This is a genomic window from Verrucosispora sp. WMMD573 (assembly GCF_027497175.1).
Classification (GTDB): Bacteria; Actinomycetota; Actinomycetes; order Mycobacteriales; family Micromonosporaceae; genus Micromonospora.
In genome coordinates this window covers 2,667,334-2,685,857 of record NZ_CP114901.1, presented here as the reverse complement: position 1 = coordinate 2,685,857, position 18,524 = coordinate 2,667,334, and the positions used below count along the sequence as shown (strand labels likewise).

Here is an 18,524-nt window from a genome sequence, read left to right as displayed (position 1 = left end):
GGCCCTTTCTCAGGTGTCAGTGGTGCCGCATCACGGGGGAGGAACTGTAGATGTCGAGGCAACCTGTCGCGGGTTACCCGGCTACGAGCGAACATGGCAGTCTCGGGACAACACCTCCGGCGGGCCGAAGCCGCAGGGTCGAGTCCGGCGTGAACACTCCGACCAGCGGTCTCGGTGCGGACGGCGTGACGGAGATCGGCCCCGGCGCCGGCGACGAACGTCCGGGTCTCGACGTGACCACGGTGCTGCCGTACGCCGGCTCGCGCGCCTCGACCCGGACGCGGGCCCTCCGAGCCTGGATGTTGACGGCACCGGTCGACGTCGTCGCGTTGCTGTCCCCGCTTGCCGTCACCCAGCAGCATTGGCGCGGCACTCTCGCCATGACCGTGCTGACCGTGGGGGCTTTCGCCACCGGAGGGCTCTATCGGGCCCGTCGTCACGTCAGCATCCTCGACGAGTTGCCCAGCCTCTGCGGTCGGCTGCTGGCCACCGCGGCCGTGGTGGCCATCATCGCCGCGCTGCGACATGATTCACCGGCATATCTGGTCGGCTTCATCCGCGGTGTGGCCATGGCCGCCGTCCTGGTGATCGTCGGGCGACTCGTGACGCGGGAGGCGGCCACCCTCGCCCGCCGGCGCCGCTGGGTGGAGCACAACGCGATCGTCATTGGCGCCGGTGCGACCGCCGTGGAGGTCGCTCGGCTGCTACGCCGGTATCCCCGCTACGGGCTGCGGTTCGTCGGGCATGTCGACAGTTCCCCTCCGTCGGACACGCAACCCGCTCCGACCATCGGCACCCTCGACCAGCTACCCCAGCTCGTACGGCTGGCCGAGTGCGATGTCTTGGTCATCGCCGATCCACAGTGCCCGGAACCCGCGCTGATGGAGGTCCTGCGTCACCCGGTGGTGGCCGGATGCGATCTGTGGGCAGTCCCCCGGCTCTGGGGCTCACGCTCCCATGGCGACCACATCGGAGCCATTCCCATCGTGCGGGTCGGTGACACCACGCTGTCCGGGCCACGCTGGGCGCTGAAGCGCAGCTCGGATGTGACGTTCGCCGCCGTGGCTCTACTTCTGCTGAGCCCGATCCTGCTGCTCTGCGCAGCGCTCGTACTCATGGACGGCGGTCGCGGCGTCTTCTTCTACCAGGAACGGATCGGCCGGCACGGGCGGCCGTTCAATATCATCAAGTTCCGCACCATGCGACCGCTCGATGAGCACGAGTCCCAGACCAACTGGTCGATCGCGCACGACCGGCGGGTGTCCCCCATCGGGCGCCTTCTGCGCCGCACCTCCCTCGATGAGCTGCCTCAACTGTGGAACATCCTCAAGGGCGACATGAGTGTCGTCGGACCACGACCGGAACGTCCGTACTTTGTCCAGAAGTTCTCCGCGGAGTACCCGAGCTATGCGATGCGTCACCGGGTTCCGGTTGGCCTGACCGGTCTCGCGCAGGTCAGTGGCCTGCGCGGAGACACCCCGATCTCCGACCGTGCCCGGTTCGACAACTATTACATCGAGAACTGGTCGCTCTGGTTGGACGCCAAGGTGCTGCTGCGAACCGTGGCCGAGGTGTTCCGCGGCGGTGGTCGCTGAGCGACCTGTCAGCCACCCGGCCGCCGCCCCGGCCGACCGGGCGGCGTGTCCATCCCGGCCCTTGACGCATCCCGGCGTCCGAACTCGGACGCAGCAGAGGTCAGCGGCCGGGGTTCAGCCGAACTGCTTGGAGTATCCCGATGCCGGACGTTTCGGTAGTCATCCCGACGACGGGCAGGCCCAGCCTCGCCGAGGCGGTCGCGTCAGCCCGCGCCCAGGTCGGCGTCTCCGTGCAGGTGGTGGTCGTGTGTGATCTCGCCCGCGTGCCGGACGGTGTCGCGGCGATGCGTGGCCAGATCGACGAGATCGTTTGCACCGGCGGTGGGCGACGCGGTTCCCATGCCCGCAACCTCGGTGTCAGGCATGCCGCCCCCGACAGCCACGTGGCCTTTCTTGACGATGATGACGCCTGGCTCCCGGGCAAGTTGGCCGCTCAGTTGCCGGTCCTGGAGCGGCTGGCGGCAGAGAACTGGCTGCCCGTGGTGTCATCGCGGACGTTGCAACGCAGGGCGGGCGGCGCTCCGTTGCCCACTGCCGTGCCGGCCACGCTGATCGACGACGGCCAACGTCCTGAGGATTACCTCTTCCGCCGACGGCAGCTGGGCGTCGGGCGTCAATCGCTACCCACGTCGACGCTGCTTACCACCATGGACCTCGCTCGGCGGTGCCCATGGGACGAGTCGCTGCCCCGGCACCAGGACTGGGACTGGCTGATCCGGGCGGCCCGGATCCCCGGGGTGAGGATCGTGCAGGTCGAGGAGGCGACCGCCATCTACACCGTGGGCAGCCCCGGGTCGGTCTCAGCCGGTGCTGACTGGCGGACCTCCTGGTCGTGGGCGCGCCGCTGGGAGGGGGTGTGGGCACCTGAGACCTTCTCCGACTTCATCGCCGCCCAGACGCTGCGGTACGCGCTACAGGCCCGGGATCTGGCCGGAGTACGGGAGATGGTCGCCGCCATCCGCCGCAACGCGACGCCGTCTGCGCGCAACGCGCTGATCGCGGCTCTCGGGCTCGTGCCGCGTGCCGCCCTCGAACGGGTGGCGATGCGCCGATCGCAGTCCGCCGACCAGGCCACAGCTGCTTCGACGGGCGGGTCCCACTGATGCGTCTGCACTTCGTGCTTCCTCAGGTGGAACCGCTGTACGGCATGGAACTCGCCGCCGCGCTGCTGATGCGTGACCTGGTTGCCCAGGGCGTCGAGGTCTCGGCGACGGTCGTGTCCGGGTCGGTGCCCCCGGCGATGCAGGATCTCACGGTCGACACACTCGGCCTGGGCACCCGGATCACCCGTCTGATGGAAGCGGTTCCGCCGTTACGGCGCCGGCTGAGGGACCTTCCATCGGACGTGCAGATCGTGGCGAGCGGGCTGTGGGGCAGCGTGCCGGTCGGTGCGGCTCTGGCCGGCTCGGCTCGCACCTACGTCGCCTGGGAGCACTCGATACTCCCGGAACGGCTGCGCATCGACGGCCGCGTCCGCACCCTGGCTCGCCTGGTCCGGACTCGGGGTCTTCGACCCCGACTCGTCGTCGCCGTTTCCGAGGGCGTGGCACGGAGCGTCCGGCAACTCGCCCCCGGTCAACCGGTGACGACGATCGCCAACCCGGTACCGAATCGGCCGTTCGTCGCTCCCCGCGCCGTCGTGAACCGGGACCGGATGAGACTGCTCACCACGGCCGCGTTCCGTCCGTACAAGAACCATTCCTGCGCGCTCGAAGCGTTGGCGCTGCTACCCGCGACGTACCACCTGACGCTCGCCGGTGACGGCGAGGAACGTCAACTCCTTCATGACAAGGCGCGCGACCTGGGGCTGTCGGACCGGGTGACGTTCCTCGGCCGGGTGCCCGGGGTGGCGGGGCTCCTCAACGAAGCTGACGTGCTGGTACATCCGTCCCGCGCCGAGACGTTCGGATTCAGCCTGGTGGAGGCCGCCGAGGCCGGGCTGCCCGTCGCCGCCCTGCCGGTGCCGGCGCTGGACGAGATGATCCCTACATTCGTGCCGGGCACTCTGGCCACGGACACCACCCCACCGGCCCTCGCCGCCGCGATCGTGCGCCTGACCGGGGACGAACGTCCCACCGTCGCGGACTTTGAAAGGGCCTGGCGCGCACGGAGCGCAAACCTGGACCCGGCCGAGGTGAGCAGGCGGTGGGTGGTGGCGTTGTCGTGACGCCCGTTCCCGGTGGAGCGGACCGGCCCATCCCCGGCCACCCCGATCCGCAACCACGCCGAACCGATGCCCGGCGAGGCGATGGATTCCTGCGCAAGTCCGGCACATTCTTCGCCGGGACGTTGCTGCGTACCCTTGCCCAGGGCGCTCTCTTCGTGCTGCTGGCGCGGGAGATGGCACTTGACACCTACGGGTTGTTCGTCGGCGTCACGGCACTCATCGCGGTGGTGTCCCCGTTCGCCTCGGCCGGCGCGCCCAGCCTCATCATGCAGAACCATGCGGATTCGCCGGCCGAATGGGACCGGCACCTTGTCCGTGGCCTGTTCGTGTCCACGGTGTTCGGCTGCGGCGCCACCGTGCTGGTGACCGCCGCCGGTCTCGCCATCTGGGGCGCCGACGTCGGTCTTGTCGATCTGCTCTGTCTCGCCTTCGCCGATCTGGTCGCCTGGCGTCTCATCGAGGCCGTGGCCGCCTCGATCCAGGTCCGTGGCCGAATTCTGCTCGCCGCGCTGGTTCCCGCCCTGCTGCACCTCTGTCGGCTGGCCGCTGCGGTGGTGCTGGCCGTGTCGCCGGGGGCGATCGCGCTGCACGACTGGGCGGTGGCTTCGGCGGTGACCTCCACCGTCGTGTGCGTACCCGTTCTGCTGGGTGGGCTGCGAGGTGCCCGACCAGCGGCGATGAGGTTCGCGGGATCGCTCGCGCAGGCCCGGACCGGAATGCTGTTCGCCGTCGGTCTGTCGGCTCAGTCCGTCTACAACGACAGTGACAAGGTCATGCTGTCCCGCCTGAGCACCCCGGAGAACGCCGCCATCTACGCCGCGGCCTATCGGGTGGTCGACCTCGCGTACACACCGGCCCGGTCCATGAGTGCCATCGCCTACCCCCGGTTTTTCCAGGCCGGGCGGAGCGGCCCGCGGGAAACCCTACGGCTGGCCCGCCGACTGCTGCCGCGCTTCCTGGTCTTCAGCGTGCCGATGAGCCTGCTGCTGATCGCCTTCGCCTGGCTGATGCCGCTGGTGTTCGGCACCGAATTCGCGGCAGCCATACCGGCGTTGCAGTGGCTCAGTGTGCTGCTCGTGCTGAAGTCACTGCACTATCTGGCCGCCGACGCACTGTCGGGTGCCCGGATGCAGGGCCGGCGGACCGTCTGCCAGATCGGCATCGGCGTGGCCAACGCCCTGCTGAATCTCTGGCTCATCCCGGCCTACGGATGGCAGGGCGCTATCGTCTCAAGCCTGGTGTGCGACGCGCTGCTCGCCATACTGCTCTGGGGATGCCTCGCCGTCTCAGTCCGCCGCGACCCGGCCGGCACATCCGCTTCGGCACGTCCCATGGAAAGGGTCTGAGGTGACCACATTCTTCGGTGTCCTGCTGAGCCTGGGCGGCCTCGCGGTGGCCGGATGGCTGTTCCGCGCCCGGCGAACCGTCGCGGCCTCCTTCGGCAGTGGTGGGCACGCCGTCGCGCTGATCGGATTCGCGGTACTAACGAACGCAGCGCCCGTCATCGCAGGCGACCGTTCGTCCGCCCTCATCGGTGTGCTGGTCCTCGCCCTGGTCGGCTGGCTGCTCGTCGTAGGTCGGTCCCGCTTCACGGGCCCGCCGGGGATCTGGCGCCGAGCCTGCCTCGCGCTGGCCGCCGTGGTACTCGTCTGGTGCGTCGGCGTCGACGTGTTCACCGGCGACGGTGTGTACGGGTCGCGGCTGCCGGCGTACGCCGCCGCGGCGCTGCTGCTGCTCGCGGCGTGGCTGGCCGCGGGTGGCGCCACGGTGAGGCTCGGGGCCATGGCGTACACCGGGCTGGCCGTGCTGTCGTTGCTGACGATTCCCACCATCCTGTACGGACAGGCGTGGCGGCCCTGCACCTCCGGACAGTTGGAGAAGTGCTCGCTCGCAGGGGGGCTGTTCAAGAGCTTCTACGAGTCCGAGAACTACATTGCGCTGATCACCTCTTTCACGCTTGTCGCCATCGTCTGCGCGCTGCGGGGCATGGAGCGGCTGGCCACCGCCGCGTTCTGCTTGCTGGTGATCGTCGCCACCGGCTCCCGGACCAGCTACCTGGCCCTCGCCGCGGTGGGCATATGGGTGGCCGGGGCCCTGCTGATCGAACGGCGGCGGCAGTACTCGCGGATCCACGTAGCGCTCTGCGCGGGACTCGTCGCCGCGGCCACGGCCACGGCCGCCTACCTGACCTGGAGCGCATCCCGGACGACGCTGAGCAATCGTGGCAACATCTGGATCCACGCCCGGGAGCACATCGCCGGGGCGGAGATCACTGGCGTCGGTGTCTCGAAGTGGTACCAGCTGCGCGACCTCGGTGAGGCTCCGCACCACTTCTTCCACTCGGGCTACGTCCTGGCCATCTTCTCCGGTGGCTTCGTGGCGTTGGCACTGTGGGGACTCGTCCTCGTCACCCTGCTGCGGGCCCCCGTCGTCGACGGCCGGGTCCTCTCCGCCAAGGCACCGGTGGCGCTCTTCGTGATCTACTCCTTCACCGAGGTCGTCTGGAATCCGCTCTCCGTCGACGGACTCACCTGGATCTTCGCCCTGATGGTGCTGACCACGTCGGCGCTGTCTCCCGCCGACGCGTCCGGCGGGTCAGCGGAGGGCACCGACCAACCGGACGCGCTGGCTGGGCTGCGTCGGCTGATCGGACAGGGCACGCGCCGGGACGCCGTGGAAACGCCAGACTGAACCAAGGACCGCCGAGAACACCGAGCGCGGTCCGCACGGACGCGGATCCGCTGGCATGAGGAAGGACCCGATGTCGTCAGGCCCCCTTGCGACGCCGGTTCATGATGCCGCCCCCGGGGCGGCGGGAGGCGACCGCTCGGGTTTCCGCCCGGACATTCAGGGACTGCGCGCCTTCGCGGTCGTGGTGGTGATCCTCGAACACATTCTGCACTGGCCTGCCGGCGGGTTCGTCGGCGTCGACGTCTTCTTCGTCATCTCCGGCTTCCTGATCACCGGTCTGCTGATGAACGAACACGACCGGACGGGGAGCATCTCCTTCGCGAACTTCTACCGCCGACGCCTCCGGCGAATCCTGCCCCTTGCGGTTCTGGTGTTGGTGACCACGTACCTCGCGTCATCGTTGCTGTTCCTCGGTGAGCGGGTCCGCTCGACTGCCTGGGATGCCCTGTGCGCGGCGCTCTTCGCGGCCAACTGGCGGTTCGCGTCCGTCGGCACCGACTACTGGGAAACCGATGGACCGGTCTCGCCACTTCGGCACTACTGGTCGTTGGCCGTGGAGGAGCAGTTCTACCTGGTATGGCCGGTCCTGCTCGTGTTGATCCTGGGTTATGCCGCTCGACGCGGCCGGTACCGGGTCGCCGCCCGGTGGGCGGTGGGCGTAGCCCTGATCGTGATCGTTCTCGGCTCGATCGGGTTTGCGCTCTGGGAGGTCGAGCACCGGCCGACGGTCGCCTACTTCTCGACCCTCTCCCGTGCCTGGGAGCTGGGGATCGGCGCGCTACTGGCGGTGACCACACCGCTGCTGGCCCGCATACCGGCAACGGTTCGTCCCGCGTACCAATGGTCGGGGCTGGTCGGTTTGATGGTGTCGGTCTTCGCAATCACCGCGCAGACCCCGTTTCCGGTACCGGGCGCGTTCCTCGCGGTGATCTCGACAGCCCTGGTGATCGCCGGTGGCGTAGGTGGACAACGCCTGATGGCCCCGCTGACGAATCGCGCCGTGCGCTACGTCGGGGACATCTCCTACTCCCTCTACCTGTGGCACTTTCCGCTACTGATCCTGATCGGCGCGGCACTGCCCGGCGCCGCGACCGCCACGGTGGTGCTTACGCTGGGCGGTACCGCACTGCTGTCGGTACTTTCCTATCACCTGGTCGAGGATCCGATCCGCCGGTCGTCGTGGTTGGAGCGGCAGCGGACCGCCGGCACCCGTCATCGGAGCCGCAGCGCGCTGGCCCTACGGGGTGCCGGGCTGGTGGCCCTGGCCGTCACGGTCGCCGTGGTCACCACGGTCACCGTGCGTACGCCATCCTCCCAGGCACCGGCCGACTCGTGGGTGGTCACCTCCCGGTCCGAACTGGCAGCACAGGTCCGTGTGGCGCTTGACGCACGCGACTGGCCGGTGCTGACGCCTCCCCTGGGCGAGCTGGGCGCGGCAAGCTTCGCCTCGGGGGACGGGCGGGGTTGCCGACCGGCGGTCCCGGACGGCAACGACTGCGCCGTGACGGCTCCACGTCCTCGGCGACTGGCTGTCGTCGTCGGAGATTCGATCGGCGCCGCCTGGCTACCGCTGGTGCGTTCCGCTCTTGAACCGGCCGGCTGGGTGGTGCAGGACCTGACCTACGCCGGATGCCCGTTTCTCGCCTCGGACACCGTCTCCCCGATCGACAGCATCACCCGATCGTGCCCCGGTCACCGACGGACGGTGCGCACCCTCATCGACAACCGGAGACCCGATCTGGTGATCGTGGGTAACGCCTACCGGCAGCGGTTCATCAGGACCGGCGGCAGCCCGTCGCAGGCCGAATGGGAGCGGGCCGCCCGTACGGCCAGGCAGCAGTGGCTCGCGGCCGCCGGAAAGGTCGTGGCCCTGCAACCGCCACCCCTCGGCCCGGATCCCAAGACCTGCATCACTCGGCTCTCCACCCCACGCGACTGTGTCTCGACGCTGGCCGCGGAGCACCACGAATACGCCGAGGTCGATCGGAGGGCGTGGGGCGGCGGCAACTCATGGCACATTCCGACGGTCGACTGGTTTTGCGCCGCCGGGCGGTGTCCGATCTTCGTAGGCGGAATCATCGTCCGGCGCGACGGCAACCACATCACCGCCGAATACGCCCGCAAGCTCACCCCGCTGCTCGGCGAGGCCCTGGCACCGGTGCTCAACGGAGCGACGGACTAGGGCCCAGGAACCTCGGGAACTTACCGGGGGTTTCGACGCAGCCGCAGCCAGACCAATGCCGCGATGCCGCCGATCAGCGCGACGCCTGCGGCGATGAGCAGCGGCACCGCCCAGCCAGGACGGGACGGCTCGTCGCCGCCCGCAGCGACGGCGGCTTCCCGGTATGCCTCTGCCAGCGCGTTCGCGGGTAACTCGGTGGCGACCTCGGCGAATTGCGCGGCGGCTTTCGAATCGTCACCGCCGAAGTAGGCGTCCAGCGCTTCCCGGTAGAGCTGGTCCGGCCCACCGAGGGCATTCGCCACACCGGCGGCGTCGAGTACTCCGTTCACCCGCGACACCGGCACCACCAGGCGGTTCGGTCGGTCAGGCTGGAGCACGTCGTTGTCGAGGATGCCAACCACCCGCCCCTGTGGGTCGACGACTATCCCGCCCCGGGAGGAGACCCCGATGTCGTCACTGATGCGGTAGGTGGAGGACTCCAGGTCCACTTCGGTCACCTGCACCTGCTTGGACTCGACGCTGTAGGTGGCGGACTTGTAGTCGGTGTCGGCGGTGGCGTACCCGAGGGCGTGTAACTGCGTCCCTGCGGCGATCGTCGCCGAGGCATTCACCTCGGCCGCGGGTAGGTTTTCCTGGTCGAGCTTGACCAGCGCCAGGTTGCCCTCTTCGAGGGTGAGCGCCCGCACGACGCTGCCGGTAATCGCGGGGCTGCTGTTCAGGTCGCCCGTGGCCACGTTCAGCTGCCCGTACAGACTGGCCTCCGGTTGGGTACCAGGCTCGGAGCCGGTGAAGACGGCGGTCGCCATCCGGGTGCGGACGTAGCTGTCGACGTCCCCGGTCTTGAGGTCGCCGTCGGCGACCTGAGCCTTGGCCAGCTCACCGAGTGCGTGTTCGAGCAGGATGTCCGGGGTCGGCTGGACGCACTGGGCGTTGGTGACGACGTGCCCGTCGTGATTGACCACGACCCCGGTGCAGCGGCGGCTGAACGTGAACGGGTCAGGATGCAGCAGGTCGTTTCCCTGCTTACCGCGCACGTAGCCGGTGACGATGGCCTCCAGGAACACCATCGACGGCGCGGCGGTGGCGAGCGCCCGCTCCTCGTCGCTGCGGGGCGAAGCGGCCGCCCACGGCTTCAGACCAGGGGCGAGCGGGGAGGCGGACGGCGCCGGGGCGGGCGGCACGGTTCCGGGTCCGCTTGCCGAGATGGCCCAGACGCCGGCTCCCCCTCCGACAGCGGCCACCAGAAGCAGCGCGGAGATCGCGACCCAGAGGCCGGTCTGACGCTTGGGTGGGGCGGAGGGTTGAATCCGGCGTACCGGAGCGGTGAACGGGTCGTGCTGCGGCGCGTCGTCGAAGGGTGTTCCAGAGCCGGGCGACGCCGGGGTACCCGAGATCGGCTGTGACGGGCCGGAGACGGGCTGTGGTGGGCCGGAGGTGGGCTGCGGCCCACCCGACACCGGCTCGGGTGGAGAGGAGACCGGTTGGGGCGCCCCGGATACCGGCTGCGGCAGGCCGGAGAGCGTCGGTGGGGTGGCCGGCACGGGCTGGTAGTCCACGCCGAGGGCGCGGAAGAGACGCTCCGCGCCCGGTCCGGCCTCGGCCGGGTAGGCCACCCAGGGTGCGGCGGCGGAGAAGTCCGCGTAGACGAAGGGCATGCCGCCGGTCTGGGCGAGATTGTTCGTGATCGCTGCGAACGCCTCACGCCAGCCCGACGTGGCGGCCACGGTGGCATCCAGCACGGCCACCGTGACGAAACGACCCTGCCCGTCCACGGCCGCCCACGCTTTACCGACCGGTGACCCGCCCAGCAGGTGGGTGTACCGGTAGGGGCCGTCCGGCTGCATGGCAACTCCTCTACTCGACCGCGGTGCGGATCCTATCCACCTGCCGCACCCTTATCTGCCCGCCGGTCACCCCACCTCCGGGGACCGGCCCGAAACCGCAGACCAGCACCCGTCCACAGTAGAAACGAGCGATCGGCTTGCCGAATGAAAGTTTTCATGCATAGAGTCGCGGGGTGAATGAGGGAGTTGCCATGGCGTCGACGGAACGGGTCGTCGGCCTGTTCGACGGGGTCCGGCTCACCCCGACGCAGCGGCGCATCGCGCACTGTCTGGTGCAACACGCCCCCGCCGTCGGTTACCTCTCCGCCGCCGAGGTCGCCGAGCTGGCCGGAGTCAGCCAGCCCTCGGTCACCCGGTTCGCGGTGGCGCTGGGCCACGACGGCTACCCGGCGCTGCGTCGCCGGCTGCGCGAGCTGACCGCCGCCGCGCCCGGCCCGGCCCCCGCCGGCAACGAACTTCAGCAGGCGGTACGCGCCGAGATCGGCAACCTGGACCGGCTGGCCGGCCAGTTGGCCGACCGGGAGCGGATCGCCGAGACCGGACGCCTGCTGGCGACGAGCCGGCCGCTGCCGGTGCTCGGCCTGCGCTCCGCCGCGCCGTTGGCCGCGTACTTCGCGTACTTCGCCGCCAAGGTGCATCCCGACGTGCGGGTGCTCGACGACGGCGGCAGCCTGCTCACCGACCGCCTCGAACAGGCCGCCGAGGCGGGTGCGCGGGCGCTGCTGGCGTTCGTGCTGCCGCGCTACCCCCGGGAGACCCTGGACGCGCTGCGCGAGGCCCGCGCGGCGCGGTTGACGGTCGTCGCGATCACCGACTCACCGGTGAGCCCGGCGACCGAGTACGCCGACGTGGTGCTGCCCGCCGCGGTCGGCGCGCAGCTCGTGTTCGACCTGCACACCGCTCCGATGACCCTGGCCATGGTGCTGCTCCAGGCGATCTGCGACGCCGCCCCGGCCGAGACCCAGCGGCGGCTGGAGGCGTTCGAAGCCTCGGCGGCCCGTCGACAGTTGTTCCTCGGTTAGGAGGAGTCCCAATATGATGCGATCCGACCAGGCCGGGCCCGGCCCGGGAGCCAGCATCCGCGCCGCACACGGCACCGGACGCACCGCCCGAGGGTGGCCGCAGGAGGCCGCCCTGCGGATGTTGATGAACAACCTCGACCCCGAGGTCGCCGAACGCCCCGACGACCTGGTCGTGTACGGCGGCACCGGCAAGGCCGCCCGGGACTGGCCTTCGTACCACGCCCTGGTGCGGACGCTCACCGAGCTGCGTGACGACGAGACGATGCTGGTGCAGTCGGGTCGCCCGGTCGGCGTGTTGCGGACGCACGAGTGGGCACCCCGGGTGCTGCTGGCCAACTCGAACCTGGTCGGCGACTGGGCGAGCTGGCCGGAGTTCCGCCGCCTGGAGCAACTCGGCCTGACCATGTACGGGCAGATGACCGCCGGCTCGTGGATCTACATCGGCACCCAGGGCATTCTCCAGGGCACCTACGAGACGTTCGCCGCCGTCGCCGCCAAGAAGTTCGACGGCACCCTCGCCGGCACGTTGACCCTCACCGCCGGCTGCGGTGGCATGGGCGGAGCGCAGCCGCTCGCGGTCACCATGAACGGCGGCGCCTGTCTGATCGTCGACGTGGACCCCGGCCGGCTGGCCCGCCGGGCGCACGACCGCTACCTGGACGAGATCGCCGACGACCTGGACGACGCGGTGCGGCGGGTGCTCGCCGCCAAGCGGGAGCGTCGGGCGTTGAGCGTCGGTGTGGTCGGTAACGCCGCCACGGTCTTCCCGGAGCTGCTGCGCCGGGGCGTGCCGATCGACATCGTCACGGACCAGACCAGCGCCCACGATCCGCTGTCGTACCTGCCGGAGGGGGTCGAGCTAACCGACGCCCGGGAGTACGCGACGGCCAAACCGGCCGAGTTCACCGACCGGGCCCGGGCGTCGATGGCCCGGCACGTCGAGGCGATGGTGGGGTTCCTCGACGCAGGCGCGGAGGTCTTCGACTACGGCAACTCGATCCGGGGCGAGGCCCGGCTCGGTGGGTACGAGCGCGCCTTCGACTTCCCCGGCTTCGTGCCGGCGTACATCCGGCCGCTGTTCTGCGAGGGCAAGGGGCCGTTCCGGTGGGCGGCGCTCTCCGGCGATCCCGCCGACATCGCCGCCACCGACCGAGCCATCCTGGACCTCTTCCCGGAGAACGAGTCCCTCGCCCGGTGGATTCGGCTGGCCGGCGAGCGGGTCGCCTTCCAGGGGTTGCCCGCGCGCATCTGCTGGCTCGGCTACGGCGAGCGGGACCGCGCGGGCGTACGGTTCAACGAGATGGTCGCCTCGGGTGAGCTGAGCGCGCCGGTGGTGATCGGCCGCGACCACCTGGACTGCGGCAGCGTGGCCAGCCCCTACCGGGAGACCGAGGCGATGGCCGACGGATCCGACGCGATCGCCGACTGGCCGCTGCTCAACGCGCTTGTCAACACCGCCAGCGGGGCCTCCTGGGTGTCCATCCACCACGGCGGCGGGGTCGGCATCGGCCGGTCCATCCACGCCGGTCAGGTCTGCGTGGCCGACGGCAGTGCGCTGGCCGGGCAGAAGATCGAGCGGGTGCTGACGAACGACCCGGCGATGGGCGTCATCCGGCACGTCGACGCGGGCTACGAAGACGCGCGCGAGGTGGCCACCCGCACCGGCGTCCGCGTCCCGATGGCGGAGTGAGGAAGGCTCTTGTTGACACACGCGGTGGAGGAGGACGGGCACCTGCTCGGCAGGTTCCGCGAGCTGTGGGGACAGATCGCCCCTATCGGGCGGGACGAGCCCAGCGGCGGCTACCTGCGGTACGCCCTGACCGAGCCGGAGCTGCGGCTGCGGGAGTGGTTCCGGGCGCAGGCCGACGAGCGGTCCATGCCGGTGACCGAGGACGGTAACGGCAACCTGTTCGCCTGGTGGGGTGACCCGGAGGCCGGGGAGGCGGTGCTGACCGGCAGCCACTTCGACTCGGTGCCGCACGGTGGGGCGTACGACGGTCCGCTGGGCATCGTGAGCGCCTTCCTCGCGGTCGACGAGTTGCGTGCCGCGGGTGTCACGCCGGCCCGGCCGGTGGCGGTGGCGGCGTTCGTGGAGGAGGAGGGCGCCCGGTTCGGCGTACCGTGCCTGGGGTCCCGGCTGCTCACCGGCGCGCTTGACGTCGAGCGCGCGGCCGGGTTGCGCGACGCCCACGGGGTGAGCTTCGCCGAGGCGCTGGGTGACCGGCCGGCGGGCGCCCGCCCGGAGCTGCTCGGCCGCTTCGCGGCCTTCGTGGAACTGCACGTCGAGCAGGGCCGCGCGCTGGTCGAGCAGGACGCGCCGGTCGCCGTCGCGAGCGCCATCTGGCCGCACGGCCGCTGGCGCTTCGACTTCACCGGCGAGGGCAACCACGCCGGTACGACGCGGATGGCCGACCGCCGCGACCCCATGCTCACGTACGCGTTCACCGTGCTCGCCGCGAACAAGGAGGCCCGGCTGCGCGGTGCCCATGCCACCGTCGGTCGGGTGGCGGTGGAGCCGAACGCCACAAACGCGATCCCGTCGCGGGTGACCGGCTGGCTGGACGCCCGGGCGGCCGAACCGGAGACCCTGACCGGGATGGTCGACGCCGTCCACGGCAAGGCCGCCGAACGGGCCCGGCGCGACGGTACGCAGGTGACGCTTACCGAGGAGTCGGCGACCCCGCTGGTGGCCTTCGACGGCGGGCTGGCCGGGCTGCTGGCCGGGCTGCTGGGCGCGCCGGTGCTGCCCACCGGGGCGGGGCACGACGCCGGGGTGCTCGCCGCCCACGTACCCACCGCGATGCTGTTCGTCCGCAACCCGACCGGGGTGTCGCACTCCCCCGCCGAATCCGCCACCGACGCCGACTGCGCCACCGGGGTGACCGCGCTGGCCCGGGTGCTAGCGGAGTTGCTCCGATGACCGCCACCCGCTGGCTCGCGGAGTACGCCTGGCTCCCCGAGGAGGCCGAGCCGACCCCGGACGTGCTGATCGAGACCGTGCACGACCGGATCACCGGCGTCACACCCCTCGCACCGGACGGCCGGCCCGACGCCGGTGTCGAAGTGCTGGCCGACGCGGTACGGCTGCCGGGGCTGACCCTGCCGGGGCTGGCCAATGCGCACTCCCACGCGTTCCATCGGGCGTTGCGCGGGCGCACCCACGCCGGGCGAGGCGACTTCTGGAGCTGGCGCGACCAGATGTACGCGGTCGCCACCCACCTCGACCCCGACTCCTACCTGGCGCTGGCCCGGGCGGTCTACGCCGAGATGGCGCTGACCGGGGTCACCTGCGTGGGCGAGTTCCACTACCTGCATCACGGGCCGGGCGGCAGCCCGTACGCCGAATCGAACGCGATGGGCGCGGCACTGGTCGAGGCGGCGGCCCAGGCCGGGATCCGGCTGACCCTGCTGGACACCTGCTACCTGACCGCATCGGTGGACGGTCGGCCGCTGACCGGGCCACAGCAACGGTTCGGCGACGGCGACGCGTTGCGCTGGGCGGAACGGATCGACGGATTCCACCCGGACGGCGGGCACGTGCGTCTCGGTGCCGCGATCCACTCGGTACGCGCGGTGCCGGCCGAGCAGCTCGCCACCGTCGCCGGCTGGGCGCACCGCCGCGGCGCCCCCCTGCACGTGCACCTGTCGGAGCAGCCCGCCGAGAACGACGCCTGCCGGGCGGTCCATGGGTGCACGCCGACGCGCCTGCTCGCCGAGCACGGGGCGCTCGGCCGGGCCACCACCGCGGTCCACGCCACCCATCCGACGAGCGCCGACGTGAGTCTGCTCGGCGACAGCCGCACCGGGGTCTGTCTCTGCCCCACCACCGAACGGGATCTCGCCGACGGTATCGGTCCGGCCCGCCGGATGGCCGACGCCGGCATCCCGCTCAGCCTGGGTAGTGACAGCCACGCCGTGATCGACCTGTTCGAGGAGGCGCGCGCGGTCGAGCTGGACGAGCGGTTGCGTACCCGCAAGCGGGGCCACTTCACCCCGGTGGAGCTGCTGACCGCCGCGAGCAGCGCCGGGCACGCCGCGCTGGGCTGGACCGACGCCGGCCGGATCGCCGTAGGTGACCGCGCCGACCTGGTCACGGTGCGGCTGGACAGCGTACGCACGGCCGGGGTGACCCCGGCGGCCGTCTGGTTCGCGGCGAGCGCGGCCGACGTCGTGCAGGTGGTGGTGGACGGTCGGGTGCTGGTCCGCGACGGCCGGCACGTGCGCGTGGATGTACCGCAGGAACTGGCCAACGCGATCACGGAGGTCACCCGTGCCTAGTCTGCTGGTGGACGACATCGGTGAGCTGGTGACGAATGTGGCCGGTGCGGGCGAGGGCGGGCCGTTGGGGATCCGGCGACGGGCCGCGGTGCTGGTCGAGGACGGCGAGGTGGCCTGGGTCGGCCCGGCGGCCGACGCACCGGCGGCGGACCGGCGGATCGACGCTGCCGGTGCGGCGGTGTTGCCCGGCTTCGTGGACAGCCACGCGCACCTCGTCTTCGCCGGGGACCGGGCCGCCGAGTTCGCCGCACGGATGGCCGGCGAGCCGTACACCGGCGGCGGTATCCGCACCACGGTCGGCGCCACCCGGGCGGCCTCCGACGGCGAGCTGCGGGCCACCGTGCGCCGGCTGCACGCGGAGGCGCTGCGCCAGGGCACCACCACCATCGAGATCAAGAGTGGGTACGGCCTCACCGTCGCCGACGAGGCCCGCTCGCTGCGGATCGCCACCGAGGTCAGCGCGGAGACCACGTTCCTCGGCGCGCACGTGGTCCCGGCCGAGTACGCCGACCGCCCCGACGAGTACGTGGGGCTGGTGTGCGGGCCGATGCTGGCTGCCGCCCGGCCGTACGCCCGCTGGATCGACGTGTTCTGCGAGCGGGGCGCCTTCGACGCCGACCATGCCCGGGCGATCCTCGCCTGTGGTCAGGCCATGGGGCTCGGGGTACGGGTGCACGCCAACCAGCTCGGCCCCGGCCCTGGTGTGCGACTCGGGGTGGAGCTGGGGGCGGCCAGCGTGGATCACTGCACCCACCTGACCGACGCCGACATCGACGCGCTGGCGTCGACCCGGTTCGACTGCATGTGCCACGAAGGCGGGCACACCACGACCGTCGCCACCCTGCTGCCCGGTGCCGAGTTCTCCACCCGGTCGCCCTATCCCGACGCGCGTCGGCTGCTGGACGCCGGGGTCACCGTGGCACTGGCCACCGACTGCAACCCCGGCTCGTCGTACACCTCGTCGATTCCGTTCTGCGTCGCGCTGGCCGTCCGCGAGATGGGGATGACCCCGGCGGAGGCGGTCTGGGCCGCGACCGCCGGTGGCGCGCGGGCGCTGCGCCGCGACGACATCGGTGTGCTGCGGCCCGGTGCCCGGGCCGACCTGATCATCCTCGACGCACCGTCTCACCTGCACCTGGCCTACCGGCCCGGGGTGCCTCTCGTCCGCCAGGTTCTGCACAACGGAGTACCGCGATGACCGTCACCGTCCGACCCACCGGAATCACCCCCGCCGACGTGCTCGCCGTGGCGCGGGGCGGCGTCAAGGTGGTCCTCGACCCGGCCACCGTCGAGGCGATGGCCACCAGCAGGTCCATCGTGGACGATATCGAGGCCGCCGGCCGACCCGTGTACGGCGTGTCGACCGGTTTCGGGGCCCTGGCAAACACCTTCGTCACCCCCGAGCGCCGCGCCGAGTTGCAGCACGCGCTGATCCGGTCGCACGCCGCCGGCGTCGGCGCGCCGATGCCCCGCGAGGTGGTACGGGCGATGATGCTGCTGCGGGTCCGCTCGCTGGCGCTCGGCCACTCCGGGGTACGGCCGCTGGTCGCCGAGGCGCTGGTGGACCTGCTCAACCACGAGGTCACCCCCTGGGTACCCGAGCACGGCTCGTTGGGTGCCTCCGGCGACCTGGCTCCGCTGGCGCACTGTGCGCTGGTGCTGCTCGGCGAGGGCTGGGTGCTCGGCCCGGACGGTGAGCGGATGCCCGCCGCCGACGCGTTGCGCCGGGCCGGCCTCGCCCCGGTGGAGCTGGCCGCCAAGGAGGGGCTGGCGCTGATCAACGGCACCGACGGCATGCTCGGCATGCTGCTGCTCGCCATCGACGACGCCGCACACCTGTTCACCATGGCCGACGTGACCGCCGCGCTGGCGATCGAGGCGATGCTCGGCTCGGAACGGCCGTTCCTGCCGGAACTGCACGCGATCCGTCCGCATCCCGGGCAGAGCGTCTCGGCGGCCAACATTTACCGGTTGTTGCAGGAGTCCGCGGTGATGGACTCGCACCGCGACGACCTGGCGCACGCGGTGCAGGACGCCTACTCGATGCGCTGTGCGCCGCAGGTGGCCGGCGCGGCCCGGGACACCCTGGAGTTCGTCCGGACTACCGCGGCCCGGGAGATGGTCTCCGTGGTGGACAACCCGGTGGTGCTGCCCGACGGTCGGGTCGAGTCGACCGGGAACTTCCACGGCGCGCCGCTGGGCTTCGCCGCTGATTTCCTGGCCATCGCCGCCGCCGAGGTGGGCGCGATCGCCGAGCGTCGGGTGGACCGGCTGCTCGACGTCACCCGCTCCCGGGACCTGCCGGCGTTCCTCTCCCCCGACGCCGGAGTCAACTCCGGGCTGATGATCGCGCAGTACACGGCCGCCGGGATCGTCGCGGAGAACCGCCGGCTGGCCGCGCCGGCCTCGGTGGACTCGCTGCCCACCAGTGGCATGCAGGAGGACCACGTCTCGATGGGTTGGGCGGCGACCAAGAAGCTGCGCACCGTGCTGGACAACCTGACCAGTCTGCTCGCGGTGGAGCTGCTCGCCGCCGTACGCGGACTGCAGTTGCGGGCGCCGCTGGCCCCGTCGCCGGCCGGTCGGGCGGCGATCGCCGCGCTCGGCGAGACCGCCGGCGAGCCCGGCCCCGACGTCTTCCTGGCCCCGCTGATGGAGGCCGCCCGCACCGTGCTGGCCGGCCGCGACCTCCGCACCGCCATCGAGCAGGAGATCGGCCTGCTCGGCTGACCCGAAGGCCGAGGC

Annotated in this window: 13 protein-coding genes; 12 read left to right on the top strand and 1 reads right to left on the bottom strand. The window is 71.3% G+C overall.

The genetic code is table 11. The features are described from left to right. The first annotated feature begins 299 nt into the window (after positions 1-299). The 6 genes from O7601_RS12300 to O7601_RS12275 all read left to right on the top strand — a co-directional run bounded on the left by O7601_RS12300 (position 300) and on the right by O7601_RS12275 (position 8,635). Positions 300-1,595, top strand: a complete 1,296-nt coding sequence (locus O7601_RS12300) for a sugar transferase (RefSeq protein ID WP_281566887.1) — start codon at positions 300-302, stop codon at positions 1,593-1,595. A gap of 140 nt (positions 1,596-1,735) precedes the next feature. Beyond that, on the top strand, positions 1,736-2,698 hold the full coding sequence (locus O7601_RS12295; RefSeq protein WP_281566296.1) for a glycosyltransferase family 2 protein: 963 nt from the start codon (positions 1,736-1,738) through the stop codon (positions 2,696-2,698). Next, positions 2,698-3,762, top strand: a complete 1,065-nt coding sequence (locus O7601_RS12290; protein WP_281566295.1) for a glycosyltransferase — start codon at positions 2,698-2,700, stop codon at positions 3,760-3,762. Before O7601_RS12295 ends, O7601_RS12290 begins: the two co-directional genes overlap by 1 nt. Next, entirely contained in the window at positions 3,759-5,108 is a 1,350-nt protein-coding gene (locus O7601_RS12285; RefSeq protein WP_281566294.1) for an oligosaccharide flippase family protein, read from the top strand. The genes O7601_RS12290 and O7601_RS12285 overlap by 4 nt, the downstream gene beginning before the upstream one ends. Position 5,109: 1 nt before the next feature. After that, positions 5,110-6,453, top strand: a complete 1,344-nt coding sequence (locus O7601_RS12280) for an O-antigen ligase family protein (RefSeq protein WP_281566293.1) — start codon at positions 5,110-5,112, stop codon at positions 6,451-6,453. Between the two features lie 70 nt (positions 6,454-6,523). Then, a complete protein-coding gene (locus O7601_RS12275) occupies positions 6,524-8,635 on the top strand; it encodes an acyltransferase family protein (RefSeq protein ID WP_281566292.1) in 2,112 nt (703 codons plus the stop codon). A 20-nt stretch (positions 8,636-8,655) separates the two neighbouring features. On the opposite strand, the gene O7601_RS12270 is transcribed toward O7601_RS12275, so the two are convergent. Then, a complete protein-coding gene (locus O7601_RS12270; RefSeq protein WP_281566291.1) occupies positions 8,656-10,479 on the bottom strand; it encodes a trypsin-like peptidase domain-containing protein in 1,824 nt (607 codons plus the stop codon). A 191-nt stretch (positions 10,480-10,670) separates the two neighbouring features. Between O7601_RS12270 and O7601_RS12265 the strand changes: the two genes are divergently transcribed. Genes O7601_RS12265 through hutH form a run of 6 tightly spaced genes read left to right on the top strand, consistent with a single transcriptional unit; the run spans position 10,671 to position 18,509 of the window. Then, on the top strand, positions 10,671-11,501 hold the full coding sequence (locus O7601_RS12265) for a MurR/RpiR family transcriptional regulator (RefSeq protein WP_281566290.1): 831 nt from the start codon (positions 10,671-10,673) through the stop codon (positions 11,499-11,501). 16 nt (positions 11,502-11,517) lie between these two features. Then, positions 11,518-13,191, top strand: coding sequence for a urocanate hydratase (gene hutU / locus O7601_RS12260; protein WP_281566886.1), 1,674 nt, complete (start codon positions 11,518-11,520; stop codon positions 13,189-13,191). A 9-nt stretch (positions 13,192-13,200) separates the two neighbouring features. Further along, positions 13,201-14,421 (top strand): allantoate amidohydrolase, encoded by a 1,221-nt coding sequence (locus tag O7601_RS12255; protein WP_281566289.1) that lies wholly within the window; start codon positions 13,201-13,203, stop codon positions 14,419-14,421. Continuing rightward, a complete protein-coding gene (locus O7601_RS12250; RefSeq protein ID WP_281566288.1) occupies positions 14,418-15,779 on the top strand; it encodes a formimidoylglutamate deiminase in 1,362 nt (453 codons plus the stop codon). Before O7601_RS12255 ends, O7601_RS12250 begins: the two co-directional genes overlap by 4 nt. Then, a complete protein-coding gene (gene hutI, locus O7601_RS12245) occupies positions 15,772-16,977 on the top strand; it encodes an imidazolonepropionase (RefSeq protein ID WP_281566287.1) in 1,206 nt (401 codons plus the stop codon). The genes O7601_RS12250 and hutI overlap by 8 nt, the downstream gene beginning before the upstream one ends. Then, entirely contained in the window at positions 16,974-18,509 is a 1,536-nt protein-coding gene (gene hutH / locus O7601_RS12240) for a histidine ammonia-lyase (protein ID WP_281566286.1), read from the top strand. The genes hutI and hutH overlap by 4 nt, the downstream gene beginning before the upstream one ends. The last annotated feature ends 15 nt before the right edge of the window (positions 18,510-18,524 follow it).

Bases quoted from the DNA above. Each gene is read 5' to 3' on its own strand.
- O7601_RS12300 (WP_281566887.1), top strand. From the start codon at position 300: ATGTTGACGGCACCGGTCGACGTCGTCGCGTTGCTGTCCCCGCTTGCC.
- O7601_RS12295 (WP_281566296.1), top strand. From the start codon at position 1,736: ATGCCGGACGTTTCGGTAGTCATCCCGACGACGGGCAGGCCCAGCCTC.
- O7601_RS12290 (WP_281566295.1), top strand. From the start codon at position 2,698: ATGCGTCTGCACTTCGTGCTTCCTCAGGTGGAACCGCTGTACGGCATG.
- O7601_RS12275 (WP_281566292.1), top strand. From the start codon at position 6,524: ATGTCGTCAGGCCCCCTTGCGACGCCGGTTCATGATGCCGCCCCCGGG.
- O7601_RS12270 (WP_281566291.1), bottom strand. From the start codon at position 10,479: ATGCAGCCGGACGGCCCCTACCGGTACACCCACCTGCTGGGCGGGTCA.
- O7601_RS12265 (WP_281566290.1), top strand. From the start codon at position 10,671: ATGGCGTCGACGGAACGGGTCGTCGGCCTGTTCGACGGGGTCCGGCTC.
- hutU (WP_281566886.1), top strand. From the start codon at position 11,518: ATGCGATCCGACCAGGCCGGGCCCGGCCCGGGAGCCAGCATCCGCGCC.
- O7601_RS12250 (WP_281566288.1), top strand. From the start codon at position 14,418: ATGACCGCCACCCGCTGGCTCGCGGAGTACGCCTGGCTCCCCGAGGAG.
- hutH (WP_281566286.1), top strand. From the start codon at position 16,974: ATGACCGTCACCGTCCGACCCACCGGAATCACCCCCGCCGACGTGCTC.